The following is a 25068-nucleotide window of genomic DNA, read 5'->3' on the forward strand; positions in this document are numbered from 1 at the left end:
TGACACTTCCGTGCCAGCCCACGCTGATGACGGTGGGGGCGGGCTCACCCGAGCGCGCGGAGGACTCGGTACGGACGAGGACGGTTCTTGGGCCAGCGAGGGGAAGCCCGCCGCGTTCAGGCGTACGACGGGGAACTGGGCGCGGCCGTCGCGCGGGCCCAGGAGGGTGACGAGGCCGCGTTCGCGGTCGCCTACCGGATCGTGCAGCCCGGCCTGCTGGGCTACCTGCGCGGACTCGTCGGCGACGACGCCGAGGACGTCGCCTCGGACGCCTGGCTGGAGATAGCCCGCGACCTGCGGCGCTTCCGGGGCGACGGGGCGGGCTTCCGGGGCTGGACGGCGACGATCGCCCGGCACCGGGCGCTGGACCACCTGCGGCGCCAGAAGGTGCGCCCCCGGCCGAGCGCGCTGGAACAGGACGTGCTGGAGCTGCCCGGTCCGCACTCCACGCCCGACCAGGCGCTGGAGACCCTGTCCACGGCGTCCGCCCTGGCGCTGGTCTCCGGGCTGCCGCGCGACCAGGCCGAGGCCGTGCTCCTGCGGGTCGTCGTCGGCCTCGACGGGCCGTCCGCCGCCCGGGTGCTCGGCAAGCGTCCGGGCGCGGTGCGGACCGCGACGTACCGGGGGCTGAAGCGGCTGGCCCGGCAACTCGGAGCCGGCGGTGTGACGGACGAGGCGCCCAGGGCGCTGGGGGAGTCGACATGAGGGGCGCCCACGGCGGCGGCCCGGCGGACCGCACGGGAACGGGGGCGGACATGGACGCACGGCACGCTGACGGCGGCACCGACCGCGCCGTCACCCGGACCGCCGCCGTGGGCGCCCCGAAAACGGAGGGGCTGCTCGCCGCCGCCCTGCGGAACGAGCGCGTCGGAGCCGAGGGCGAGCGGCGCGCCGTGGCCGCCTTCCGGGCCGCCCGCGACGCCCGGCCGGGGCGGGCCGCGCGCACCCGCCGGCGGGACGACTGGCGTCCCCGGCAGCGGTACCGTGCACGGCGTTCGTCGAGGGCCGTGCTCTCGGTGCTGCTGGCGAGCCTCACCCTGGGCGGCGTCGCCTACGCGGCCATCGGCGGGAGCGGTCCCCTGCCGGGCGGCGCCGGGCCGGACCGCGTCCGCCCCACCGCCGGCCCGGACGGCACCGCGCAGCGGCGCACCGCCGACCCGCTCCCCGTCGTGCCGCTGCCCACCCGCACCGCATCCCGTGCCTCCGCGCCGGCCGACCCCGGGGCCACCACCGCTCCGGACACCGAGGCGGGCTGCCGTGCCCACCAGCGGCCGCGGGAACGGGGCAAGGCGCCGGACGCCGCGGCCCACTGCGCCGGACGCCGTGGTGGACAGTCCACGCCGAGCACCGCGAGCGGCCCGGCCGCACCGGGCAAGGCGGGCGCCGCCACCGGGGCGGGGCGGGCGCGGGGCAAGGAGGACGGCGGTGGCAAGGGGGCCGGGGCCGACGGGAGGACGCGGCGGGCGGACCGGGCGGCGGGCGCCGGGGACTAGGGTCCGACCGGCACTTCCCGGCCCCGTGCGGGCGGCGGGCACGGTGGCCAAGGCAACGGCCGAGGCCGCCACCCCCCACAGGAGAGGCCCCGGCCGTCGCGCGGCACGGGCCGCGCGGCGGCCCGTACTTCCTACAGCGCCGCGACTGCGTTTTCTGTCACACCTCCCCGCGTCACGGCTTAGTTGCATCTTGTACGGCAAGGCGAGAGGGACATGGACGAGGAACGGTTTCTAGACGTAACGTGCCATTCGCGCCGATGAGCGGGGGACTGTCTCCCGCACCCGACCAGCGGTGGACCACCGCGACCACACTCCTTGAGGAACCACGACGGCGAGTACCCGGTCCGCGAGAGCGGCGCCGGCTGAGGCGCAAAGAGAGGCTCGGTGCTGGGGGACGACGCGGAGCTGACCGCCGCGGTGCGTGCGGCCCAGGGCGGGGACGAGACCGCGTTCCGGACCGTGTACCGCGCGGTGCAACCGCGCCTGCTGGGCTACGTGCGGACGCTGGTCGGCGATCCGGACGCCGAGGACGTGGCCTCCGAGGCATGGCTCCAGATCGCCCGCGACCTGGAACGCTTCGACGGTGACGCCGACCGGTTCCGCGGCTGGGCCGCCCGCATCGCCCGCAACCGGGCGCTGGACCACATCCGGATGCGCGGGCGCCGGCCCGCGGTCGGCGGTGACGAGACGGAACTGACCGGCAGGGCCGCCGAGTCCGACACCGCGGGCGAGGCCATCGAGGCCCTGGCCACCGACAGCACCCTCTCCCTCATCGCCCGGCTGCCCCAGGACCAGGCCGAGGCCGTGGTGCTGCGCGTGGTGGTGGGCCTCGACGCCAAGAGCGCCGCCGAGACGCTGGGCAAGCGGCCGGGCGCCGTCCGCACGGCCGCGCACCGCGGTCTGCGGCGCCTGGCCGAACTGCTCGGCGGCGATCCGGAATCGGGCGGTGGGCTCGACGCGCTGCCGCCCCAGCGAGAACCGCGCGGCCACGCGGTGACGTCCGCGAGTGTGACGCATACGCGTGCGCGGACGCAGAAGGACATGTGATGGCCGACGAGCACGACAGGTGGCTGGACCGCGCGACGGCGGAGATCCTGCTGCGCGGAGAGTCGCCGGAGGCCGTCGATCCCGCGGTCCGCGACCGGGCCGCACGACTCGCCGAGGCCCTCGGCGCACTGGCCGCCCCACCCGTGCCGACCAGCGGTGAACTCCCCGGCGAGGCCGCCGCGCTGGCCGCCTTCCGCACGGCACGCGCCGAGCGCGTCGACGCGCCCGAAGGGACGCCGGCCCATCCGGGGCGGGACACCTCGGCGGCGCCCTCCGATGCCGGGCTGGTCCGCATCGGTCCCCGCGCGGCCGGTGCCGGGCGCGCCCGGTGGAGCCGCCCGCTGCGCCTCGGTCTGGCCGCCGCGCTGACCGTCGGCATGGTCGGCGGGGTGGCGGTGGCGGCCGGAACCGGAGTGCTGACGACGCCCTTCGAGGGCGCCGGACCCGACCCCGCCGCGACCGTGTCGGCCGCCACGTCCTCCGACGGCCCGCCCGCCTCGCCCTCACCGTTGGAGGGGGTGCAGGGCGGCGCCGGGCCCGGCCGGGACGGCGCCGAGGGCGACGCCGGCTCCGACGACCGCGCCGCGGCGAGCGCCGGCGACGGACGGCCGGACCTGACCGCGTCCTGCCGTGAGGTGAGGGCCGGCGAGCAACTGGAGGGTGCGCGCGGGCGCGCGTTGAAGGAGGCGGCCGGGGGCGCGTCACGCGTCGCCCCGTACTGCCGGGGTCTTTTGGCCCAGGCCGGCACGAGCGCCCGGGACCGCGACGGCGCGAGGGACGCCAGGGAGAACGACCGGGCCCGGGAGGCGCCCCCGGAGCAGGACCCGTCGCGGAACGGCAAGGGCGGCAAGGGCGGAAAGACCGACAAGACCGATAAGAGCGACAAGAGCCACAAGGGAAGCAAGAGCACCAAGAGCACCAGGAGCACGAAAGACGACAGGGGCGGCAAAGGCTCCGAGGACGGCAAGGGCGACAAGAGCGGCAAGGGCGACAGGGATTCCCGAGAGGGCGAGGGCGGAGGGAGGGGCGGCGGCAAGGGCGGCAAGGACGACGACGACCGCCACCGCCCGCTCCCGCCCGCCGGCCACCGGTACGCACCGCGCGCCTCGGCCTTCGCGCCCTCGCCGCAGCAGCGGCCGGCCTTCCCGGCGCGCGCCGTGCTCACTCTTGCGAAACCGTCCTGACCTGCACCTTCGCAGAGGCGCCGAACATTTTCCGCCGAGGGTGTGACACTTTCGGCCGCCCTGGCGCAGTAATGAGTGAGCCGACTGGTCATCGGCTTCCGCACCGAGCCGGGGTTCCCCCCGTACCTACGGCTCGTGCACCTCGGCGCGGGCGGGACACGTTCCCCCGGTCCCGTCCGCGCCCCATCCGCTCCGGTCCCGCCCCGCCTCAGCGGTACACGACGACCTTGTCGCCGTCGCGCACCTGGGCGTAGAGGTCCGCGATCGCCGCCTCGTCCCGCACGTTGACACAGCCGTGCGAGGTGCCCGCGTAGCCGTAGGCGGCGAAGTCCTCGGAGTAGTGGACGGCCTGGCCGCCGCTGAAGAACATCGCGTACGGCATGGCCGAGTCGTAGAGCGTCGAGACATGGTGGCGGGACTTCCAGTAGACGTGGAACACGCCCTCCCGGGTCGGGGTGTACTGCGAGCCGAAGCGCACCGGCAGCGTCGACAGGGTCCGTCCGTCGACCATCCAGCGCAGCGTCCGGCTCGACTTGCTCACGCACAGGACCCGGCCGGTCAGGCAGCGTGGGTCGGGCGCGGCGGCCGGCTGCCCGCCCATCAGGTACAGCTCCCACCGGCCCGGTTCGCGCGTCATCCCGAGCAGCCGCTGCCAGGTGACGTCGTCGGTCCGCCCGGTCCGGGGCAGCCCGCGCTTGCCCTGGAAGCCGCTCACCGCGCGCTCGGTCAGGTCGTCGTACGTCCCGGTCGGACCGTCCACGAGCCACTCCACCTGACGCAGCCGCGCCTGGAGTTCGCGCACGTCCCGGCCGGTGTCGCCGCGTGTCCACAGCACCCGGGGCGCGGTGCGGACGGGCGGCGCGCCGGACGGCCTGCCGGTCCCCGGCGCGTCCTCGGACGGTGCGCCGGTGGCGTCGATGCGCACCGGTGAACGCCCCTTGCCGTCGGCGCCGGTGCCCTGCACGGTGCAGCCGCCCGCCACCAGTACGGCCCCCAGCGCCGCGGCGACCGCCCGGCCGGCACCCCCCGCGCGTCCCCTGCCCGTCCCGCGCATCGCGCCCCCCCGTCGTCTCCCCGCCTCGCCCGGACGTCCCCTGGGATGTTCCCCCGAACGACGCGCCGCGAACGGCGCGGCACCGTGGTGACCGGGACCGTCGGAGGGCTGTGAGCAAGGTCCCAGCGTGTGGCTCTCCACCGGGTGCACGCACGCCGATACAGTCCGTCGAGGGATCGACCTGTACTGGCCAGTAACTGACGGGTAGTTCGAGCACCTTCGAACATGTGCTCAGCGGGAGGCATCACACCATGGCGCGCGAGTCTGAGTCCGGACTGCCCATCGAACCGGTCTACGGGCCCGACACCCAGGCGGACTGGAACCCGGCCGAGAAGCTCGGTGAGCCGGGGAAGTACCCGTTCACCCGGGGCGTGTACCCGTCGATGTACACCGGCCGGCCGTGGACGATGCGCCAGTACGCCGGGTTCGGCACGGCGACGGAGTCCAACGCCCGCTACAAGCAGCTGATCGCCAACGGCACGATGGGCCTGTCGGTCGCCTTCGACCTGCCGACCCAGATGGGCCACGACTCAGACGCCCCGATCGCGAGCGGCGAGGTCGGCAAGGTGGGCGTGGCGATCGACTCGATCGACGACATGCGGGTGCTGTTCGGCGGTATCCCGCTGGACCAGGTCTCCACCTCGATGACGATCAACGCCCCCGCCGCGCTGCTGCTCCTGCTCTACCAACTCGTCGCCGAGGAGCAGGGGGTCGGCGCCGACCAGCTCACCGGCACCATCCAGAACGACGTGCTGAAGGAGTACATCGCGCGCGGGACGTACATCTTCCCGCCCAAGCCCTCCCTGCGGCTGATCGCGGACATCTTCAAGTACTGCCGGGCCGAGATCCCGAAGTGGAACACCATCTCCATCTCCGGCTACCACATGGCCGAGGCGGGGGCCTCGCCCGCGCAGGAGATCGCCTTCACCCTCGCGGACGGCGTCGAGTACGTGCGCACCGCGGTCGCGGCCGGCATGGACGTCGACGACTTCGCGCCGCGCCTGTCCTTCTTCTTCGTGGCCCGTACGACGATCCTGGAGGAGGTCGCCAAGTTCCGCGCGGCCCGCCGGATCTGGGCGCGGGTGATGCGCGAGGAGTTCGGCGCGAAGAACCCCAAGTCGCTGATGCTGCGCTTCCACACGCAGACGGCCGGGGTGCAGCTGACCGCACAGCAGCCCGAGGTCAACCTGGTCCGCGTCGCCGTGCAGGGCCTCGGCGCGGTGCTCGGCGGCACGCAGTCCCTGCACACCAACTCCTTCGACGAGGCCATCGCGCTGCCGACCGACAAGTCCGCGCGCCTCGCCCTGCGCACCCAGCAGGTGCTCGCCTACGAGACGGACGTGACGGCGACCGTCGACCCGTTCGCCGGGTCCTACGTCGTCGAGAAGATGACCGACGACGTCGAGGCGGCGGCGCTCGACCTGATGCGCAAGGTCGAGGACCTCGGCGGCGCGGTCAGCGCCATCGAGCACGGCTTCCAGAAGAGCGAGATCGAGCGCAGCGCCTACCGCATCGCCCAGGAGACCGACTCGGGCGAGCGGGTCGTGGTCGGCGTCAACCGCTTCCAGCTCGACGAGGAGGAGCCGTACGAGCCGCTCCGCGTCGACCCGGCCATCGAGGCCCAGCAGGCCGCCCGCCTCGCCGCGCTCCGCGCGGAGCGCGACCAGCGGGCGGTGGACACCGCGCTCGTGGCACTGAAGAAGGCCGCCGAGGGCGAGGACAACGTCCTGTACCCGATGAAGGACGCGCTGCGGGCGCGGGCGACGGTGGGCGAGGTGTGCAACGCGCTGCGGGAGGTCTGGGGGACGTACGTGCCCTCCGACGCCTTCTGATCCCGGGCGCCCCCGGCCCTCTTCTCGACGGCTGGAACACCCGCGCGGAGTGTCGCACCGCCGTGCGACACTCCCTGCATGTTCGGCGTCATCGATCTCCCCACCTATCTCGCGGGCCTGGCTCTCATCATCCTGCTCCCCGGCCCCAACTCGCTCTACGTCCTGTCCGTGGCCGCCCGCCGCGGCGTGCGCTCCGGGTACACGGCCGCCGCCGGGGTCTGGTGCGGGGACACGGTGCTGATGACCCTGTCGGCCGCCGGGGTCGCCTCCCTGTTGCAGGCCAACGCCCTGCTGTTCGGGATCGTGAAGTACATCGGCGCTGGATACCTGACGTGGATGGCGATCGGGATGATGCGGGCCGCCTGGGCGATGTGGCGGACGCGGCGGGAGCAGACCCCGCAGGGCACCGACACCGCGGTCGCGGCCGACGCCGAGCGGCCGTTCCGCCGCGCCCTGGTCGTCAGTCTCGTCAACCCGAAGGCGATCCTGTTCTTCGTCGCCTTCTTCGTGCAGTTCGTCGACCCGGGCTACGCCTACCCCGCCCTCTCCTTCGTCGTCCTCGGCGTCTTCGCCCAGCTGGCGAGCTTCCTGTACCTGAGCGCCCTGATCTTCAGCGGCACCCGGCTGGCCGCGGCCTTCCGCCGCCGCAAGCGGCTCTCGGCGGGGGCCACCTCGGCGGCGGGCGCGCTGTTCCTCGGCTTCGCGGTGAAGCTGTCGGTGGCGAGCGCCTGACTCCGCACGGACGACGACCGGCCCTTCCTCGAAGGGCCGGTCGTCGTCCGTGCGGAGAGCATCGCGGGAGGCGGGGCGGCCTACGGCCTCCGTGCCGTCCCGCCCGTCCTCGCGCGCCGCGCCGCCCGGTACCGGCGCACCGCCCGGGTGACGACCGGGGGCAGCAGGTCCAGCGCGAGCCGGCGGGTCCGGGGCTTCGCCGGGCGGACCGCCGGGCGGGCCTGCGCCGCCCTGCCCGGCAGGGTGTCCGCCCGCCGCGCCGGTGCCCCGGGCGCCGGGTGCCGTGAGGCCGGCAGCGCGGGCGGCCGCATCCGCTTGCCCTTGGCGCGGGCCCGGACCAGCCGGTGCCCGGCGGCCTGCTCCACGGTCACGGCGACGTCGTCACGTCCGCGCAGCGCGGCGAGCAACTCCTCCTGCACGGGCTCCGGATCGCCCCAGGTGGCGTACAGCTTCTGGCTGCTCAGGCAGACGGGACGCAGCCCCCGGTTGAGCACGGCCTCCCAGGCGGCGACGGCGACCCCCGGGGTGTGCTCGCTGCGGAAGTCGTCGAGGACGACGATGCCGTCCGGCAGCAGCAGCTCGCGGGCCGCGCCGATGTCGCCGTGGACGTGCTCGTACAGGTGCGAGGCGTCGATGTGGGCGAAGCGGCAGGTGCCGGGCCCGACCTCGTCGGTGATCGTGGAGCTGACGTCCTGGACGATCCTGGGCAGGGTGTCGTGGAAGGAGAGGTAGTTCCGCTCGAAGGCCTGCCGGGTGAGCGTGGAGTACGACTGCGCCGCCTCCGCCCGGTTGGCCGCGTCCGGCGGCTCCGTCTCGAACAGGTCGCAGACCGTGAGCGTTTCGCCGTCCCGCAGATGATGACCCAGCAGGATCGCGCTCTTGCCCAGGTAGGCGCCCAGTTCGAGCAGGTCGCCGCGGGTGCCCCGCCGCTCCTGACGCTCCAGGAACCAGGAGAACAGCACCTGGTCGAGCGGCCAGAACCAGCCGGGGACGTCGTTCAGGTCGCCGGGGTACGTGTGCGTCTCTTGCGCAGTGGCCATGCAGGGAGGATGCCTTCTCGCCGGCCGAAAAGAGGTCGGCGCGCGCGATCTGGTGTGAGGAAAATCGCACGAATCGCCCAACGTGCTCGCCTCGGTACCTTCCGCGACCGGGACGCCCAGGTCGCCCGGGTCGCCCGGGGGCGCGTGATCCGCCCCGGGCGCCCCCTGCGTACGGCGGATCGCGCCGTTTCCGCGTCGGTTCGCGTCCCCGACGCGCCGGCTCAGGCCGCCCGCAGGTACGCCGAGTGGGCCGCCTTGCCCAGGTAGGTGAGGCGCGTGGCGTCCTCCAGGTGCTCGTCCAGGGCCTCCTTGATGCCCGGCCAGTTGGGGTCGCCGTAGTCGTCGAGGACGACGATCGCGCCGGGCGCGGCGATCTCCTCGGCCCACTGGAGGTCCTGGCGGACGCCCTTGGCCGAGTGGTCGCCGTCGACGACGATGACGCCGTACGCCCGGTCGGAGACCGCCTCCCGGGTCTCCGGGTCCTCCGAGAAGCCCCGCCGGACGCGGGCCGCCGCGCCCGCCGGGCCGGCCAGGGCGAGATTGGTGCGCACCGCGTGCTCGTCGACCGGGGTGCCCGTCGGGTCGGGGCGCGGGTTGGTGCCCGGCTGGAGCTGCACGCCGGCGAAGGGGTCGACGATGGTCAGGCTCGGGCTGCGGCCGTCGCGCTCCAGCATCCGGATCAGGCCGGTGGAGAACATGCCGTACAGCGTGCCTATCTCCAGGATCTCGTCGTTCGGCGGGCCGAGCAGCGGGATGGTGCCGAGCTTGCCGCAGATGTTCATGGTGCCGCCCGCGACCCGGCCCACGCCCAGCGACTCCAGCGCCACCAGCAGCCGGTAGGCGGTGGCGACGTTGCGCTCCGCCGCGGCGCGGTCTCCGGACAGGGCCGCGACCTCGGCGTGCAGGCGCTTGAGCGGACCCTCGGCCACCACCCGGGACAGGCCGCGTCCGTGGGAGCCGAGGAGCAGCTCCGAGGTCAGCCGGTGCGTGGTGGACTCGCGCACCGCCTCCCGCACCGCCCTCTGCACCCCCTCCCGCACCGCCGAGCGGACCTGGCGCTGGACACGCTGGTCGATGAGGTCGGCCACGGGACGCAGCAGACGCCGGGAGACCGGACTGCGGAGCAGGGAAAGGCTGTTCATGGGCAACGACCTCGATCCGTCACGGAGGTGAACGTGTGGGTACGTGCAACGCCTGTGGGGTGGACGGGGCCAGACTAGGGAGGTCCCCGGACGGAAACCGAGCCGTCCGAACGGGCCACCGGGGGAACTCTTGCGGAACGCCGGATGACGCGGCGGTGGCGGCACCCGGAGTTCACCGGAAGGTCACGCCCGCGTGGCCGATGTTCATCCCGGACAGGTTCCCGGTGCTCGCCGCGCCCTCGTAGCCTGCACCGATGTGCGCCGCGCGGCGCCGCCACCGGGAGTGCGCGCGGCGCCGGCACCCACCCCACCCTCCCGGGCCCGGCCGGAAACCGGCGGGCCCGCGCGTCCTGTCCGGGAGTGAACACCCATCGCCGCCGAGCCCATGACCGCCGCCGAGCCCCAGCGCGGCCCCGCACCCGAAGGGGCCCCGGCGGCCCCGCGCCCCCGGGGCGAGCACCGCCACGACATCGACCTCGTCCGGGTCCTCGCCTCGGTCGGGGTCATCGTCTGCCACGCCGCGGGCGAACTCATGAAGTCCGTCGACCGCACCCCCTCGGGAGGCGGCCCCGTGTACTGGACCGCGCTCGTCGGGGACGCGCTGAGCCGGTGCGCCGTGCCGCTGTTCTTCGCGATCGCCGGCTGGGTCGTGCTGAGCGGGGCCCCGCCCCGGGACGGCGGACAGGTCCGCAGGCGGCTCACCCGCATCGTCGTGCCGATGGCCGTGTGGACCGCCGGCTACCTGCTGTGGGACTGGGCCCGGGACGCCAACTCCGAGCCCACGCGGGACCTCGCGTGGGACGCGCTGTTCGCCTCGGTGCGCCCCGCCTTCCACCTCTGGTACCTGTACGCCTACGTCCCGGTCGTCCTGCTCCTCTCGGTCGTGCTGCTGATCCGGGCCGGTAAGCGGCCCTGGGGCGCGGGCGCCGTCCTGCTCGGGCTGGCGCTCGCCCCGACCCTCCTCGGCGACCTCGCGCGCCTCCTGGACATCGAACGCCCGCCCTTCGCCTGGCAGTTCGGCGTCTACCAGATCGTGTACGCGGTCATCGGCGCCCTGCTGCTGTCCCTGCCGGGGGCCGCGGTCGCCGGACGGGGCAGGCGCCTGCTGTGGCTGGCCGGCGGGCTGTGCGCCTGGGGTGCGGTGGCCGTGTACGAGCACCGGGTGCACTTCCCCGGCCCGTACGGCTCCGTCGTCGTGGCCCTGCTCGCCGGGACCCTGCTGATGGCCCTCAACCGGATCAGGGTGCCGCAGCGGTTCCGCCCGCTGCTGGGCCGGCTCGCCGGGGTCTCCTTCGGCGCCTACCTGGTCCACCTGCTGTTCCTGGAGGCTCTCGCCCCGCGCGTGGTGTCGGCGGACGCCGGATGGCCTGGTGCCGTCGGCGCGCTCGCGGGGCTGACGGGGGCCACGGTGGTGCTGTCCTTCGCCGCCGCCCTGCTGTGGACGCGGCTGCGGCTGGGCCGCTGGCTGGGCTGAGCCCTCAAGTCCCCGGTGTGGAACCGCCGGAGCCCCCTCCCGCCACGCGGCGGAAGGGGGCTCCGTTGCCGTCGGCCGGGGTCCGCGCCCGGTCACTTCCTCCCGGCGCCGCGCCGCACCGCCCTGCGCACCACGCGCCGGGCCCGCCGCACCTGGAGCTTCGCGCGCAGCTGCGGTCGGCTGCCGGGCAGGCCCAGCTCGGTCAGCCGCAGCTCCGGGAAGTAGTAGCCGGGGACGCCCGCCAGGTTGGCCCGCAGCCAGGCCTCCGTCGGCTCGCGCAGCTCGGCGTAGGTCTTGGGCTGCATGCAGAACCCGATCGCCCGCACCAGCGGCGACAGGGACGCGGGGGCCGCGTCCACCCGCGCCGGGGCCTGCCCGGTCTCCAGGTCGGGCACCAGGTGGTCGACGACGGCCAGCGGCACGCGGTTGCTGTTGGGGTAGGGCTTGAGCCGCTCCGTCACCAGCGCGGTCCCCACCCGGGCGATGGGCACGTCGTAGTAGGCGGAGGCGGTGACCATCGCCGTGGAGAAGCAGCCGACGACCAGTTCGGGCGCGCAGTGGTGGTACAGCGTCTCGGCCAGCAGGGGAGCGTCCAGCACGGTGAGCCGGACGCCCGCGTCCACCGCCGCCTTGCTCAGCGCCGTCGTGTAGCCCGCGGGGGCCGTCGGATGCGGCTTGAAGACCACGGACCGGTGTCCGGCACGCGCGGCTCCGGTGAGCATGCGGACGTGGAGGTCCTCCTCCTCCTGCGCGGTGAGGATGTTGATGGCCGCGAGGTACTGCCCGAGCAGCACCGCCGTCGGCCGCTGGGCCACCACGGGCGCCAGCCGGGGGTCGTCGGCCGCGTCCCGGGAGATCTCGTCGAGCACCGCGCGGAACGCCGCGTCCGGGACGACCTCGGGCTCCACACCGAACTCGGACAGCAGCAGCGGCGTCAGACCCGGGATCAGGTCGAGGTGGAGCAGCCGCCGGATGCGGCGCGCGAGGGTCAGCGGCAGCTTCTCGCGGGTCGGGCCGTAGCTCATCAGGCCGTCGGCGTACACGTGCAGGGCGGCCTCGGAGAAGATCGCCGCCAGCGCGCGGGCCGGGTTGACCTGGATGGACTCCACGGCCAGCTCGACCGCCTCCCGCTCGCCGATGCCCCAGGCCAGGCGGAACGCCTTCTGCCACAGCGACACGTCGTTGCCGCGCGGGCCCCAGGCGCTCGGGTGGTGCGGGCGGATCGCCTCGTTCCAGCTGATCACCGAGTCGAAGCGGCCGGATATCCGCTCGTAGCCGTGCATCTCGTCGAGCCGCAGCGCGGTCTCGGGTATCGCGGCGTTGTTGGAGACCAGCAGGACGCGCCGGGCTTCACCGCGCGGCCCGAACAGGCCCGCGTCGAGCGCCGCGGCGAGGGTGGCCGCTCCGTACAGGGTCGACACCTGGAAGATCTGGGTCTTGTGGGGCATGGGTCAGGCAGCCTTCCGGCCGTCGCGCAGGCGGCTGAGCAACCTGCTCCGAGTGCTGTCGATGGTCCTCAGGGTCTCCTCCAGCACGTGCTGGGGCATGCGGTGCAGCGCGTCCCGCGCCTCGTGCCGCAGCCGCCGCGCCGCCGACGCCTCGTACTCGTCCACCTTGCCGAGGTGGAAGGCGATCATGGCGCAGTACGTCCGTACCGCCTTGGGGAGGAAGCGCTCGGCCTCCGGGTCCCGCAGCAGGTCCTGGAGGAGCATGTCGTAGGCCGGGATGAAGTCCAGCTGGCGGGAGTCCTTGATCTGGGTGAGCGAGGTCGCGACGCCCCGCCGGTAGAACACCCCGTGCAGGCCGACGGAGGCGTACGAGGCCGCCTTCAGGTGCAGCCGCCAGATCCACAACCGGTCCTCGGCGGTGCGCAGTTCGGTCGCGAAACGCATCCCGCCGTCGTCGAAGAGGTGCCGGCGGTAGATCCCCGCCCAGACGAAGGGGTAGTCGACCATCGTCTCCATGTGGGGCGGCGCTATGCCCTCGCGCGGGTCCATCACCGTGTTGCGCAGGGGGGCCGGGGGCCGCCGGATCACCCGCTCGGTGCCGGTGGCCTGGACGTGGTCGGTGCGGGCGAAGTCGCAGCCCAGCTCGTCGGCGAAGGAGACCAGTTCGGCGAGGTAGCCCGGTCCGTACCAGTCGTCGCCGTCGAGGAACGTGACGTACTCGCCCCGGGCCGCGTCGATGCCGCTGTTGCGGGCCTGCGCGATGCCCATGTTCTTCTCGTGCTGGATCACCCGCGCGGTGGGACGTTTCTCCGCCCAGCGGTCGATCGCCCATGGCGTGGAATCCGTGGAGCAGTCGTCGACGAGCAGGAACTCGAAATCCGGGTCCGCGTTGTTGGCCAGACTTCTCAGAGTGCTCTCGGCGAAGGCTTCCACATTGTGCATGGGGACGACGACGGACAGTTTCGGCACGCGGGCCTCTCACGCTCGAAGGTTGGAGAGAAAATCGGAGATTGGAACAGGCTAGCTACGCTCCCGATTCCGGCGGTGTCGAAAAGGGCGCGCGGAGGCGAACTCCGTTCGCAGCGGAAGTGAATTCTCGGTGCGAGGGGATGTTCCGGGCCCTCAGGAGGAGCCGAAGGTGTTCCGCAGCTCCCCGATGTTCGACCGGGTGGTCTTCCACAGGAGTTCCTGCGCGCCGTGCACGTCGGCCACGGCGGCCGCGTGGTGGTCGAGGACCGCCGACGCCCGCTCCGCGAGCCGGGGGCCCAGCTCCCGGTCGTGCACGGACAGCCCCCACTCCGGGCGGCCGATGTCCGACAGGAAGTACGCGAGCTTGGGGTGCGAGACGAGGCTGAGGATCGGGGTGCCGCAGCCGAACGGGATCATCCCGGCGTGCCCGCGCATCCCGATCACCAGCCGGGCCCGCCCGTACAGGGCGCGAATGGCGTCGTTCGACATGTCGTACAGCTGCTCCACGGGCAGGGCGATGCCGTGCTCCCGGCGCAGGTCGTGCACGAACTTCTCGTCGGCCGGCATGTGGGCCGCGTACCGTACGTCGGCCCGCTCCCGCAGGCTCCGCAGCGCGGTGGCCAGCTGCGAGAGGAAGTGGCCGTAGTCGTGGCCGAACCGCAGGCCCGCGCGGTCGTAGGCGCAGTTGACCAGGACGGTGTCGGACCGCTCCACCGAGGCGAACCGCTCCGGGTCCAGGTGCCGGGCCACCGTGGTCGGACAGGGCTGGTAGCGCACCCGGTCGCGCAGCTCCGCGGGGAGCAGCTCGCGGACCCGGTCGATGGAGCCGTGGTTGCGCAGCCCGAAGAACGCCGACCGCTCGACCAGGACCCGCAGACTCTCCGCGAACCGGCTCCGGCGGTAGAGCTGCCCGTCGAAGACGTTGTAGCCGACCGCGAACACCGCGAGCGGCGCGCTCACGCGGGCCAGCAGCTCGTCCGGGATGTTCCACTGCCAGTGGCTGTTGCCGTTGGGGGAGGTGTCCGGGAGGAAGAGCCCGCCGCCTCCTACGACGATCCCGCGCCGCGCGTTCAGCTGCTCCAGCGCCTCCTCGTCCACCAGCCGGTGCACCGGCTGCCCGTACCAGCGGCGCGGGCCGGTGTCGGTGTCGAAGCAGCTGCGCACCGCCTCGGGCAGGACCTTGTCCCCGGCGTTCTCCTGGCCCTCCGCGAACAGCGCCACGTGCGCGAGCTGCCGCGCGGCGTCGTCGGCGGCACCCGCGTCGGCGTCGGCATCGGCGGCGTCCGGTCTCCGCGGCTCGGGCACCCGCGGACGCGTGCGTACGTACCAGCCGTGGCAGCCGCCGTCCGTCGGGTCGGCGTCCAGGCCCTGGCGGGCGTAGGCGTGCGCGTCCGCGTCCCGGCCGCACAGCCACGCCAGGCGGGCGAGCTGGGCGAAGGCGCGGGGAGCGACGTCGGCGGAGGCCGCCGCCAGCAGCAGGTGCGCCTCGGCCTCGTCGTAGCGCGACAGCGCCATCAGGCAGACCCCGAGCGTCTCGTGGCAGCGCGGCGCGTCCAGCCGGTCGCCCACGACCGGGGCGAGCACCGCGACGGCCTCGTCGTAGCGGCCCTGCTGACGGTGGACGTCGGCGACCGTGCGGGCGAGGTCGAGGGATGGGCGGGCGGTGAGCAGGGGTGGCGCGCAGTGCGCCAGCAGGTCGGGGTGCTTGCGGCCGGGCAGGGCGCAGTAGGCGGCCCGGAACTCCTCGTCGCTCAGCTCGAAGCGGCGCCGTGCCTCGGTGGCCGGGCCGTACCCGGGGGCGCCGGTGCCGACCGGTCCGGTGAAGCGCAGGACGGTGACGTGTCCGGGCACCGGGGTGTCGTCGTGGAGGCAGCGGGCGAGGAAGTCGTACCGGGCGTCGAGCGGGACCAGCGCCCCGCCGAGCGCCGGACCGAGGTCGTCGCCGGTGGCGTCGCCGAGCCGGTCCGCCAGGGCGTCGTCCACGTCGGCACGCTGGACGACCAGGAGACCGTCCGGCAGGACCGCGCGCCGCTCCCCGGGCTCCCCGGCGCACAGCAGCTGCCGCACGGCGCCGACCCCGTGGCGCATCCGCAGCAGCTCGTCGAGGGGGCCGAGGACGACCATGGCCGGGGTGAGGGCGACGACGGTGTCGTACCCCTCCAGCCGGAAGACGGCCGTACGGTCCTCGGCCCGGCGCGTGACGAGGCGCGGGTGCAGCCGCCGGGCCGCGTCGAACGAGGAGTCGGGCAGGCCGGGGTGGAGGACCACGAGGTCCTCGCAGACGCCCGGGTCGGACAGGGCCAGGCTGCGGATCAGCGTGGCCAGGCCGGGCAGGCCGTCCCGGTCGGTGTGGACGGCGAAGGCGATCCGGCGCCGGCCGGTGACGGCGCTCCGGTCGTCCGCGACGGAGACCGGGGCGCCGGGGGCGGAGGCCCCGATGGTGGAGGACCCGGGGGCGGAGGACTCGAGGGAAGGGGTCATCGCAGGGCGATCCTCATCTTGCTGTCGTCGACGTGCGTGGCGCGGTCCATGACCCACTCGGCCTCCTTCGGCCGCAGCCGGCCGGGCAGGGTGAATCCGATCAGGTCCAGGCGAGGACTCACGTCCAGGAAGTCCAGGAGCCGCAGGACGGTGAAGGCGGTGGTCGGGGCCGGGCCCCAGCCGTCCTCGCCGAGCAGCGCCGGGTCGCTCAGCGGCCGGCGCAGGGAGGCGTCACCCACGTGCTCCTGCGCCCCGGGCACGAGCCGCTGCCGGGTGGCGCGGCGCCAGCCCGCGGCCGGGTCGCCGAACACGAGCCGGACACCGGCCCGCTGCGTCCAGGCGGGCCCCTCCCACGGGGTGTCGCCCCGCAGCGAGACGGCGTGCAGCCCGGTCCGCTCGCCGGTGCCCCCGGCGCGGACGCGGAACGCGTCGCAGCGCACCACCAGGTCGTAGCGGTCGATCTCGGCGCCGAGCGCGCTGCCGGCCACGTCGCCGGCGTTCGCGACCAGGCACACCGTCCGCCCCGCGACCAGGCTCCGCAGCCCGCCGGCACCGATCGGCGTGCCGCCGTCCGGCGCCGGGTCGGGGATCGCGGGCCGTTCGACGAGCCGCCGGTAGCCGCCGTACAGGTCCAGCAGGCGCCGTACGGCGGGGTCGCCCAGGCCGTGCTCGGCCACCCGCTCCCGCACGTACGCGGCGAACCGGGGCGCGATGACCGCGGTGGTCGTGTCGGGCTGTCCGAGCAGCTCGCGCAGCGGGGCGCCCGCCTCGGGGAAGAGCGCGAGGGCCGCGTCGAGGCACGCGCGCCGGCGGCGCAGGGTGTCCGTCCTGCGGGCGACCTCGGGCGCCGGGGCGCCGCCGTTCAGCAGCGCGGTGTAGCGCGCGTAGCACTCCAGCGCCTCGTGGCCGCGGCCCAGCCCGTCCAGGGCCAGGCCGCGCAGCCGCCACGCCCCCTTGGAACGCTGCCGGATCATGGCCGAGGTCTCGGCGACGCCCAGCGCGAGGACCAGTTCGCGCTCCCCGCCGGCCTCCAGCGCGCGCTCGCCGACCTGGAGGAGGGCGTCGAAGGGGTCGGCCGACGGGCTGCCGAGGGAGGCCGCGAAGGTCCCGACGGCCTGGGTGAGCCGGACCTGCGGGGGAGCCGACCCCCCGTCCCGCGCCGCGAGGTGCTCACCGCACAGGCGCATGCCGCGGGCGTACAGCGCCGGCTCGGCGGCCTCCTTCTGCCGCGCCTTGAACAGTCCCGCCAGGGGCTTCGTCATGCCTTCCACCGTTCTCCGACCGGAGGCCGAATGTGCCCCAGAGCGACGGGCCGCGGGTGGCTTCCCGGCACACGGCGGGTGAACACTGCCTCCCGTGCGGGCGACCGGACTCCCCGCCCGCCCGCACGCCGGGTCCCCGCGCCCCTGCGTCACCGCCCCATCGAGCGGCGCAGCGCCCGGGCCCGGCGGACCACCTTGCGGGCCGTGGCGTTGCGCGGCAGGAAGCCCAGGCGGGCCGGGATGCCGCCCGGGAGGCCCAGCGAGGTGAGCCGGCGCTTCTTGAAGTAGCGCCAGGTGCGCGCCTCCAGGTGCTCCCGCAGGTACCCCTCGGCCGCCGGCCGCAGCTCCGGCAGCACCTTCGGCTGCATCGCGAACCCGACGGCCCGCACCAGCGCGGCGAGCGTCTCGGTGTCCATGCCCCGCCGGCCCTCGGTGACGGCGGCCGGGTCGGCCAGGTCGGGGAGGAGCGCGTCGACGACGGTGGCCGGGACGCGGTTGCTGTTCTCGTACGGCGTCAGCCGGTCCAGCAGCGTCTCGGTGCCGACCCGGGCCACCGGCAGGCCGTACAGCGCGGACGCGGTGAGCAGGGCCGTGGAGAAGCAGCCGACGACCAGTGCCGGACGCGTCCGCTGGAACAGCACCTCGGCGAGGACCGGCGTGTCCACCACCGTGAGGTCGACGCCGAGCCTCCCGGCCTCCTCCTCCAGGGTCCGGGTGAAGCGGGCCGGCGCCGTGGGGTGCGGTTTGAACACCACCCGCGTGTGCCCGAGCCCGGCCGCGCCCGTCAGCATCCGCACATGCAGGTCCTCCTCCTCGTCGGCGGAGAGGATGCCGAGCGCCGACAGGTACTGGCCGAGCAGCACCGCGGCCCCGCCGGCGTCCGGCAGTTCCGTGCCGGGGCCGGCCGGCCGCGCGCCGTCACCCGCCAGTTCCGCCAGCACCTTGGTGAACGCCGCCGTCGGCACGACCTCGGGCTCGACGCCGAACTCGGTGAGCAGCAGCGGCGTGAGCCCCGGCACCAGGTCGAGGTGGAGCAGCCGCTCCACGCGCGTGCCGACCAGCGGGGCGAGCTTGGTGCGGGTGGGCCCGTAGCTCATCAGGCCGTCCGCGTAGACGGTCACGGGCGCGTCGGTGAAGATCTGCGCCACCCCGAGCGCCGGGTGCACCTGGATCGACTCCACGGCCAGCGCCACGTCGTCCTCGCCCAGCCCCCAGGCCAGCCGCAGGTGCCGCTCCCACATCGGCACGTCCTCCAGCCGCGGCGACCAGCCGCCCGGGTGGAAGGGGGAGACGGCCGCGTTCCACGACACCACGTCGTCGAAGCGGTTCCGCACCCGCTCGAACCCGGGCATCGCGTCCACGGACGGGGTCGTCTCGGGCGTCGCCGCGTTGTTGGAGACCAGCAGGATTCGCCGGTCGGCCGGTGCGAAGCAGCCGCTGTCCAGGGCCGCGGCGAGCGTGGCCGTGCCGTACAGCGTCGACACCAGGAAGATCTGCGTGGTCACGCCGCCACCCCTTCGTCCGTCCGGTCCGCCGTCGCCCGGCGGCGCAGGCGCCGCAGCCGCGTGGCCCGCTCGGCGTCCATCGAGCCCAGAACCTCGTCCAGCGCGTCCTGCGGCATCCGCCGCAGCGCCGCCGCGCTCCTCGCTCTCAGGGCCCGGGCCACCGCGGGCTCGAACCGCTCGATGGAACCGAGGTGGTGGGAGATGATCGCGCAGTACGTGCGCACCGCCTTCGGCACCAGCCGCCCGGCGTCCTCGTCGGCGGCCGCCCCCGCCAGGACCTCGTCGAAGGCGCGGATGAAGTCGAGTTGGCGTACGTCGCCGATCTGGGTGAGCGAGGACGCCACCCCGCGCCGGTAGAAGACGCCGAGCAGCCCGGTCACCGCGAAGGACTCGGCCTCGCGGTGCAGCTTCCAGATCCACGGCCGGTCCTCGGCCGTGCGCAGTCCGTCGGTGAAGTGCAGCAGGCCCCGCTCGACCAGCCGGCGGTGGTAGACGCCCGCCCACGCGTAGGCGTAGTCGACGGAGGTGGTCCGGTGGGCGGGCAGGATCGCGTCCCGCGGCCGCAGCGCCACGTTGCGGCGGCCGTGCGGTACGCGGTGCAGGGTGCGCACCCGTCCCGTGCACTGCACGTGGTCGGTGCGCAGGAAGTCGACGCCGAGCCGCTCGACGGCGGCCACCAGACGGTCGTAGTGGCCGGGCGCCAGCCAGTCGTCGCCGTCCAGGAAGGTGAGGTACTCGCCGCGCGCCCGGTCGATGCCGGTGTTGCGGGCGGTCGCCAGGCCGCCGTTGCGTTCGTGTATGACCAGCACCGCCCCCGGCAGCTCCCGTTCGGCCCGCGCGAGGAGGTCCGCGGTCCCGTCCGTGGAGCAGTCGTCGACGAGAATGAATTCGAAGTCGTCCCGCGCGTTGGCGCGCAGACTCCGCAGGGTGTCCGGTGCGTACGACCGGACGTTGTAGAACGGCACGATGACGGAGAGCTTGGGCACGTCGACGACGTTATGCGGCGGCCCGGGATGCGGCTTTACCTTGGCCTTGATACGGGGTGAACGCGGCGTGGCGAAGCGGTGAAGCGAACGTTTTTCCGGGCGCCGGGCGGCCTGATCACCTATTCGGCGATGTGCTGTTCACCCTTTGTTGGATTGCGGTTGGGCCCGTCCTAGAAATGGCTTCCTAGCGTCTACGGCGTGCCAGCAAGTGCAACGAAGGCCCTGCGAGTCGCCGTTCTGGCGGACTCCGACACCCGGTGGAAATGGGGCGCGCTCACCGCGACCCGCATCTCCCCCGGCGACACGGACATCCGCCTCGACGGCTACCTCCTGCGCGGCCGAGCCACCCCCACCCCCCGCCAGCTGCGGGAAGTCGGCGTCACCGCGGACTCGCTCCGCGAGGTGACCGCCGTCGAGTTCCTGCGCGCCATGGGCGACGCGACGGGCGAGGAGTCCTACGACGTCCTCGTCCTCGCCCTGGTCGGCGGCGGCGTCCAGGCGATGCTGCACGGCCTCGGGCGGGTCTGGCAGGACCGCGCCGACCGCCCCGTGGTCGTCACCGGCTACGTCGGCGTCGTCTACGAGAAGCTCGCCGACGGCCTGCTGCTGCGCCACGGCGCGGACCTCGTGCTCGCCAACTCCCGTCAGGACGCGGACCGTTTCCGGGCCGTGTACGAGGGGGTCGGGGCCGACGCCGCCGCGGTGACCGAGGTCGCCCTGCCCTTCCTGGGCGGCGCCGACTACACCGGGGAACCGGACCGCGAGGGCGGGCAGCGCCCCTACACCGTGGTCTTCGCCGCCCAGCCCTCCGTGCCGGACAACCGCAGGGACCGCACCTACCTCCTCGAACGGCTGATCCGCCACGCCCGCCTGCACCCCGAGCGCGAGGTGCTGCTGAAGCTGCGCTCCAAGCCGGGCGAGCACACCACGCACATCGAGGAACTGCCGTACCAGAAGCTCGTGCAGCGTGCCGACCCGCCGCCCAACTTCCGCCTGGTCTACGGGCACATGGGCGAGGTCCTCGACCGCACCGACCTGCTCGTCACCATCAGCTCCACGGCCGCCCTGGAGTCCCTGCACCGCCGCATCCCCACGGTCGTCCTCTCCGACCTGGGCGTGCGGGAGGCGCTCGGCAACCACCACTTCGTCGGCTCCGGCTGCCTCGCCTCCTGGGAGCAGCTCGACGAGGGCCACCGCCCGGTGCCCGACCCCGAGTGGGTCGCCCGGCAGGGGGTGGCGGCCGACGGCGGCTACGAGACCGCCTTCGACGAGGCCCGGGAACGCATCACCGGGCTGCTCGGCCGCCCGGGCGGGCTCCCCCCGCTGGCGCCGTACTACACGACGGTCACCGCCCCCGGCTATCTCCCCGGCATCCTCGCCCGCCACCACCTGGGCCCGGACGGCACACCCCTGCCCGGGGCGCCGGCCGCCGACAGGGCCCCGGGCCCGGTCCGCCAGGTCGTCCGCCGGGCCGCCCGCGGCGCCTACCGCCACGGGGTCCAGCGGGTCGCCCCGGTGATCCGGCGGATGGGGGAGCTGTGAGCGCCCCGACCCCCGGGGCCTCCGCGGCCCCGCAGACACCCGAGACCTCCGCGGCCCCGCGGACCTCCGTGTCCTCCGCGGCCCCGCAAACCTCCGGGACCCCGGCGGTTCCGGCCCCGCAGTCACCCACGACGCCGGCGCAAGGAGCAGAACCCATGTCCAACCCGGAAGCGGGCCGGGGCGCTTCGATGCGCCGCGTGCTCGCGGTGATCCCCGCCCGCGGCGGCTCCAAGGGAGTGCCCGCGAAGAACCTCGCCCCCGTAGGCGGCGTCCCGCTGGTGGCCCGCGCGGTCCGCGAGTGCCGGGCCACCCGCCTGGTGACGGACGTCGTGGTCTCCACGGACGACCGGACCATCGCCGCCGCGGCCCGCGAGGCCGGCGCCGAGGTCGTCCTGCGGCCCGCCGCCATCGCCGGCGACACGGCCACCTCGGAGGCGGCCGTCCTGCACGCGATGGACGCCCACGAGGCCCTGCACGGCGCGGCCGTGGACGTGGTGCTGCTCGTGCAGTGCACCAGCCCCTTCCTCGTCCGCGAGGACATCGACGGCGTGGCCGGAGCGGTCGCGGAGAACGGCGCCGACACCGCGGTGACGGTCGCCCCGTTCCACGGCTTCGTGTGGCGGGACGGCGAGGGCGACGCGGAGGAGGGCGGACACGGCGTCAACCACGACAAGTCCTTCCGCCCCCGCCGCCAGGACCGCCCCCAGGACCTGCTGGAGACCGGCGCCGCCTACGCCATGGCCGCGCCCGGCTTCCGCAAGCACCAGCACCGCTTCTTCGGCCGCACCGACCTGGTCCGCACCGACCCGGCCCGCGTCCTGGAGATCGACGACCCGCACGACCTGGCCCGCGCCCGCGCCCTGGCCCCCCTCTTCGACGAGGCCCGGCCCGCCGCGCCCGCCGCCGGCCGCCTCCCCGCCGCCGCCGACATCGACGCGGTGGTCCTCGACTTCGACGGCACCCAGACCGACGACCGGGTGCTGATCGACTCCGAGGGACGGGAGTTCGTCTCCGTGCACCGCGGCGACGGACTCGGCATCGGGGCCCTGCGCCGCAGCGGCCTGGCGATGCTGATCCTGTCCACGGAGGAGAACCCGGTCGTCGCCGCCCGTGCCCGCAAGCTCCGGCTTCCGGTCCTGCACGGCATCGACCGCAAGGACCTCGCGCTCCGGCAGTGGTGCGAGGAGCAGGGCCTCGCGCCCGAACGCGTGCTCTACGTCGGCAACGACGTCAACGACCTTCCGTGCTTCGCCCTCGTCGGCTGGCCCGTGGCGGTCGCGAGCGCCCACGACGCCGTCCGCGGCGCAGCCCGCGCGGTCACCACCGCCCCCGGTGGCGACGGCGCGATCCGGGAGATCGCCGGCTGGCTCCTCGGCCCTTCGCTCGACTCCCTCGATTCCCCCACGATCACCCCGTCCAAGTAAGGAAACCCCCTGTCATGAGCACCGACTCCCGCATCCGCACCTTCGGCACCCGCGAGGCCGGCCCCGGCCGCCCCGTCTACATCACCGGCGAGATCGGCATCAACCACAACGGTGAGCTGGAGAACGCGTTCAAGCTGATCGACGCCGCCGCCGAGGCCGGCTGCGACGCCGTCAAGTTCCAGAAGCGCACCCCGGAGATCTGCACCCCGCGCGACCAGTGGGACATCGAGCGGGACACCCCCTGGGGCCGGATGACGTACATCGACTACCGCCACCGCGTGGAGTTCGGCGAGGACGAGTACCGCCAGATCGACGAGTACTGCAGGACCAAGAACATCGACTGGTTCGCCTCCCCGTGGGACACCGAGGCCGTCGCCTTCCTGGAGAAGTTCGACGTCCCCGCCCACAAGGTCGCCTCCGCCTCCCTGACCGACGACGAGCTGCTGCGCGCCCTGCGCGCCACCGGCCGCACCGTCATCCTCTCCACCGGCATGTCCACCCCGAAGCAGATCCGCCACGCGGTCGAGGTCCTGGGCAGCGACAACATCCTCATGTGCCACGCCACCTCCACCTACCCGGCGCAGGCCGAGGAACTGAACCTCCGCGTCATCAACACTCTCCAGCAGGAGTTCCCGAACGTCCCGATCGGCTACTCCGGCCACGAGACGGGCCTCCAGACCACCCTGGCCGCCGTCGCCCTCGGCGCCACCTTCGTCGAGCGCCACATCACCCTCGACCGCGCCATGTGGGGCTCCGACCAGGCCGCCTCCGTCGAGCCGCAGGGCCTGACCCGCCTGGTCCGCGACATCCGCACCATCGAGGCCTCCCTCGGCGACGGCGTCAAGAAGGTCTACGACTCGGAGCTGGGCCCGATGAAGAAGCTGCGCCGCGTCTCCGGTGTCGTCGCCGAGGCGGAGATCGCCGCCGCCGCGGGCGAGCCGGTCACGGTCTGACACCCCCACCACGCCCTCACCACGGGACGGTCGTACGCCGATGAGCCCCCGCGCCGGGAATGCCGGCCCCCGCACCCTCGCCTTCGTCGAGAGCCCGGTACAACTGCTGAACGTGCTGGAGTGGGCGCACACGCGCGCACCCGGCGCGGAGCTCACCCTCGTGGTCCTGTCGCCCGTGGATCCGATGACCCGGGGCCAGCTGCGCCGCATGGCGGAACTGGCCCGCAAGGAGGGTCACGAGATCCGGTGGGAGGAGGCCCGGGGCGGCGCCACGGCCCCCTTCCGCACGGTCGGCGGCCTCACGACCGCCCTCCGTCAGGCGGACCGGGTCGTCATGGGCGACCCCTTCTCCCGCTACGTGCAACTGCTGCTCACCATCACCCGCGCCCACGACCTGGTCGTCGTCGACGACGGCACGGCCACGATGGAGTTCGTCACCCAGCTGGCCCACGGCGAGCGCCTGGTGCGCTGGCACCGCAAGGGCAGCCGCCCCGGCCCCCGCGACCTGCTCTTCGCCCCCGTCTCCCGGTCCGCCCGGCACCGGCTGACCCCGGCGGGCGACCGCCGGGTCTCGGTCTTCTCCTCCATGCCGATCGACGACGTCCCGGACGGCGTCACGGTCACCGCGAACGACTTCGCCTGGACCCGGGCGCGCTTCGGCCCGCCCCGCATCACCAAGGGCGCCGACATGGTCGGCACGTCCCTGGTGGAGACCGGCGTCGTGGACGGCGACCGCTACGTGGACGCCGTACGCGCGCTGGCCAGGACCCACGGCGCGGCCCGCTACTTCGCCCACCGCCGCGAGAGCGCGGAGAAACTGCACCGGCTGGCGGTCGAGACCGGGCTGGAGATCGTCCGTCCCGACCTCCCCCTCGAACTGATCGCCCGCCGCGGCCCGATCGGCCGCACCGTCCTCAGCTTCCCGTCCACCGTCGTCCACACCCTCCCGCTGGCCCTGGCCGGCACCGAGGTCAAGGTCGCCGTCTGCGACATCGACCCCGCCTGGCTCACCCAGCACGCCTCCCCCCGCGCCCGCGGCTTCCTGTCGGGCGTGACGGGCTCGGCACGCGACGTCCACCGGCTGTCGGCGGTGGCGGCCGCCGGGTGACACTCCGCAGGCCGGACGGCTCAGCCGGCCTGCCCCGATGTCTCGCACGAAGGCCTGTAGGGGAGGTCGTCGTCCATGATGCGGGCCCACTGACTGCGGTAGTGCGATGCGTCCGCCGACTCGCAGATGTCGCGGACCGCTTCGCCGAGGTCGAGCGGCCACAGGCGCACGGTGTGGTCGGCGCTGCCGCTGGCCAGGGTCCGTCCGTCGGGGCTGAAGGCCACGGAGGTGACCGAGTCGGTGTGTGCACTCAGGGGGTCGCCGCGAAGGGCGGGGCTCTCCGGGTCGTTCACGTCCCACAGGCGCACGGTGTGGTCGGCGCTGCCGCTGGCCAGGGTCCGTCCGTCGGGGCTGAAGGCCACGGAGGTGACCGAGTCGGTGTGTGCACTCAG

The 25068-nt window shown here is 74.3% G+C and carries 21 protein-coding genes; 11 read left to right on the top strand and 10 right to left on the bottom strand.

Going from position 1 to position 25068, the window contains the following annotated elements; genetic code table 11:
- Nucleotides 1-87 precede the first annotated feature (87 nt).
- The 4 genes from AC07FV_RS28845 (at nt 88) to AC07FV_RS28860 (ending at nt 3724) form a co-directional block, all read left to right on the top strand.
- The gene (locus tag AC07FV_RS28845; protein WP_479090288.1) at nt 88-705 is read left to right on the top strand and encodes an RNA polymerase sigma factor; all 618 of its coding nucleotides are present in this window, start codon (nt 88-90) and stop codon (nt 703-705) included.
- Nucleotides 702-1493 (top strand): hypothetical protein, encoded by a 792-nt coding sequence (locus AC07FV_RS28850; RefSeq protein ID WP_479090289.1) that lies wholly within the window; start codon nt 702-704, stop codon nt 1491-1493. The genes AC07FV_RS28845 and AC07FV_RS28850 overlap by 4 nt, the downstream gene beginning before the upstream one ends.
- A gap of 384 nt (nt 1494-1877) precedes the next feature.
- On the top strand, nt 1878-2540 hold the full coding sequence (locus AC07FV_RS28855; protein WP_479090290.1) for an RNA polymerase sigma factor: 663 nt from the start codon (nt 1878-1880) through the stop codon (nt 2538-2540).
- Nucleotides 2540-3724: a hypothetical protein gene (locus tag AC07FV_RS28860; RefSeq protein ID WP_479090292.1), complete on the top strand. Its 1185-nt coding sequence runs from the start codon at nt 2540-2542 to the stop codon at nt 3722-3724. Before AC07FV_RS28855 ends, AC07FV_RS28860 begins: the two co-directional genes overlap by 1 nt.
- A 208-nt stretch (nt 3725-3932) precedes the next feature.
- Here AC07FV_RS28860 and AC07FV_RS28865 read toward each other — a convergent pair whose 3' ends face one another.
- Nucleotides 3933-4778 (bottom strand): L,D-transpeptidase family protein, encoded by an 846-nt coding sequence (locus AC07FV_RS28865; protein ID WP_479090294.1) that lies wholly within the window; start codon nt 4776-4778, stop codon nt 3933-3935.
- Between the two features lie 251 nt (nt 4779-5029).
- Between AC07FV_RS28865 and AC07FV_RS28870 the strand changes: the two genes are divergently transcribed.
- Complete coding sequence (locus AC07FV_RS28870; protein ID WP_479090296.1) at nt 5030-6610, top strand: acyl-CoA mutase large subunit family protein; 1581 nt, start codon at nt 5030-5032, stop codon at nt 6608-6610.
- A gap of 78 nt (nt 6611-6688) precedes the next feature.
- Complete coding sequence (gene leuE / locus AC07FV_RS28875) at nt 6689-7342, top strand: leucine efflux protein LeuE (protein WP_479090298.1); 654 nt, start codon at nt 6689-6691, stop codon at nt 7340-7342.
- Nucleotides 7343-7422: 80 nt separating this feature from the next.
- On the opposite strand, the gene AC07FV_RS28880 is transcribed toward leuE, so the two are convergent.
- Together AC07FV_RS28880 and AC07FV_RS28885 are read right to left on the bottom strand one after the other, a co-directional pair.
- Nucleotides 7423-8382, bottom strand: coding sequence for a class I SAM-dependent methyltransferase (locus tag AC07FV_RS28880; RefSeq protein WP_479090300.1), 960 nt, complete (start codon nt 8380-8382; stop codon nt 7423-7425).
- Between the two features lie 221 nt (nt 8383-8603).
- Nucleotides 8604-9524, bottom strand: coding sequence for a class I SAM-dependent methyltransferase (locus AC07FV_RS28885; RefSeq protein WP_479090301.1), 921 nt, complete (start codon nt 9522-9524; stop codon nt 8604-8606).
- 385 nt (nt 9525-9909) lie between these two features.
- Between AC07FV_RS28885 and AC07FV_RS28890 the strand changes: the two genes are divergently transcribed.
- The gene (locus AC07FV_RS28890; RefSeq protein ID WP_479090303.1) at nt 9910-10998 is read left to right on the top strand and encodes an acyltransferase; all 1089 of its coding nucleotides are present in this window, start codon (nt 9910-9912) and stop codon (nt 10996-10998) included.
- 92 nt (nt 10999-11090) lie between these two features.
- Here the strand turns inward: AC07FV_RS28890 and AC07FV_RS28895 are convergent, their stop codons facing one another.
- From AC07FV_RS28895 to AC07FV_RS28920, 6 genes are all read right to left on the bottom strand, one after another.
- Entirely contained in the window at nt 11091-12446 is a 1356-nt protein-coding gene (locus AC07FV_RS28895) for a polysialyltransferase family glycosyltransferase (RefSeq protein WP_479090305.1), read from the bottom strand.
- A 3-nt stretch (nt 12447-12449) separates the two neighbouring features.
- Nucleotides 12450-13415: a glycosyltransferase family 2 protein gene (locus AC07FV_RS28900; protein ID WP_479090307.1), complete on the bottom strand. Its 966-nt coding sequence runs from the start codon at nt 13413-13415 to the stop codon at nt 12450-12452.
- Nucleotides 13416-13568: 153 nt separating this feature from the next.
- On the bottom strand, nt 13569-15896 hold the full coding sequence (locus tag AC07FV_RS28905) for a polysaccharide pyruvyl transferase family protein (RefSeq protein WP_479090309.1): 2328 nt from the start codon (nt 15894-15896) through the stop codon (nt 13569-13571).
- On the bottom strand, nt 15893-17158 hold the full coding sequence (locus tag AC07FV_RS28910; protein WP_479090310.1) for a hypothetical protein: 1266 nt from the start codon (nt 17156-17158) through the stop codon (nt 15893-15895). Before AC07FV_RS28910 ends, AC07FV_RS28905 begins: the two co-directional genes overlap by 4 nt.
- A 149-nt stretch (nt 17159-17307) precedes the next feature.
- Entirely contained in the window at nt 17308-18663 is a 1356-nt protein-coding gene (locus AC07FV_RS28915; protein ID WP_479090312.1) for a polysialyltransferase family glycosyltransferase, read from the bottom strand.
- Nucleotides 18660-19649: a glycosyltransferase family 2 protein gene (locus AC07FV_RS28920; protein WP_479090313.1), complete on the bottom strand. Its 990-nt coding sequence runs from the start codon at nt 19647-19649 to the stop codon at nt 18660-18662. The genes AC07FV_RS28915 and AC07FV_RS28920 overlap by 4 nt, the downstream gene beginning before the upstream one ends.
- A 198-nt stretch (nt 19650-19847) precedes the next feature.
- Between AC07FV_RS28920 and AC07FV_RS28925 the strand changes: the two genes are divergently transcribed.
- The 4 genes from AC07FV_RS28925 (at nt 19848) to AC07FV_RS28940 (ending at nt 24676) form a co-directional block, all read left to right on the top strand.
- A complete protein-coding gene (locus AC07FV_RS28925; RefSeq protein WP_479090314.1) occupies nt 19848-21191 on the top strand; it encodes a DUF6716 putative glycosyltransferase in 1344 nt (447 codons plus the stop codon).
- A 155-nt stretch (nt 21192-21346) separates the two neighbouring features.
- Complete coding sequence (locus tag AC07FV_RS28930) at nt 21347-22615, top strand: cytidylyltransferase domain-containing protein (RefSeq protein ID WP_479090316.1); 1269 nt, start codon at nt 21347-21349, stop codon at nt 22613-22615.
- 14 nt (nt 22616-22629) lie between these two features.
- A complete protein-coding gene (locus AC07FV_RS28935) occupies nt 22630-23568 on the top strand; it encodes an N-acetylneuraminate synthase family protein (RefSeq protein WP_356602031.1) in 939 nt (312 codons plus the stop codon).
- 40 nt (nt 23569-23608) lie between these two features.
- Nucleotides 23609-24676, top strand: coding sequence for a hypothetical protein (locus tag AC07FV_RS28940; RefSeq protein WP_479090317.1), 1068 nt, complete (start codon nt 23609-23611; stop codon nt 24674-24676).
- A gap of 20 nt (nt 24677-24696) precedes the next feature.
- On the opposite strand, the gene AC07FV_RS28945 is transcribed toward AC07FV_RS28940, so the two are convergent.
- On the bottom strand, nt 24697-25068 hold a 372-nt coding region (locus AC07FV_RS28945), incomplete at its 5' end, for a WD40 repeat domain-containing protein (protein ID WP_479090319.1).

It is taken from the genome of Streptomyces sp. NPDC045956, from assembly GCF_056430705.1.

Bases quoted from the DNA above. Each gene is read 5' to 3' on its own strand.
- AC07FV_RS28940 (WP_479090317.1), top strand. From the start codon at position 23,609: ATGAGCCCCCGCGCCGGGAATGCCGGCCCCCGCACCCTCGCCTTCGTC.
- AC07FV_RS28860 (WP_479090292.1), top strand. From the start codon at position 2,540: ATGGCCGACGAGCACGACAGGTGGCTGGACCGCGCGACGGCGGAGATC.
- AC07FV_RS28935 (WP_356602031.1), top strand. From the start codon at position 22,630: ATGAGCACCGACTCCCGCATCCGCACCTTCGGCACCCGCGAGGCCGGC.
- AC07FV_RS28850 (WP_479090289.1), top strand. From the start codon at position 702: ATGAGGGGCGCCCACGGCGGCGGCCCGGCGGACCGCACGGGAACGGGG.
- leuE (WP_479090298.1), top strand. From the start codon at position 6,689: ATGTTCGGCGTCATCGATCTCCCCACCTATCTCGCGGGCCTGGCTCTC.
- AC07FV_RS28890 (WP_479090303.1), top strand. From the start codon at position 9,910: ATGACCGCCGCCGAGCCCCAGCGCGGCCCCGCACCCGAAGGGGCCCCG.
- AC07FV_RS28880 (WP_479090300.1), bottom strand. From the start codon at position 8,382: ATGGCCACTGCGCAAGAGACGCACACGTACCCCGGCGACCTGAACGAC.
- AC07FV_RS28865 (WP_479090294.1), bottom strand. From the start codon at position 4,778: ATGCGCGGGACGGGCAGGGGACGCGCGGGGGGTGCCGGCCGGGCGGTC.
- AC07FV_RS28905 (WP_479090309.1), bottom strand. From the start codon at position 15,896: ATGACCCCTTCCCTCGAGTCCTCCGCCCCCGGGTCCTCCACCATCGGG.
- AC07FV_RS28870 (WP_479090296.1), top strand. From the start codon at position 5,030: ATGGCGCGCGAGTCTGAGTCCGGACTGCCCATCGAACCGGTCTACGGG.
- AC07FV_RS28895 (WP_479090305.1), bottom strand. From the start codon at position 12,446: ATGCCCCACAAGACCCAGATCTTCCAGGTGTCGACCCTGTACGGAGCG.
- AC07FV_RS28930 (WP_479090316.1), top strand. From the start codon at position 21,347: ATGTCCAACCCGGAAGCGGGCCGGGGCGCTTCGATGCGCCGCGTGCTC.
- AC07FV_RS28885 (WP_479090301.1), bottom strand. From the start codon at position 9,524: ATGAACAGCCTTTCCCTGCTCCGCAGTCCGGTCTCCCGGCGTCTGCTG.
- AC07FV_RS28910 (WP_479090310.1), bottom strand. From the start codon at position 17,158: ATGACGAAGCCCCTGGCGGGACTGTTCAAGGCGCGGCAGAAGGAGGCC.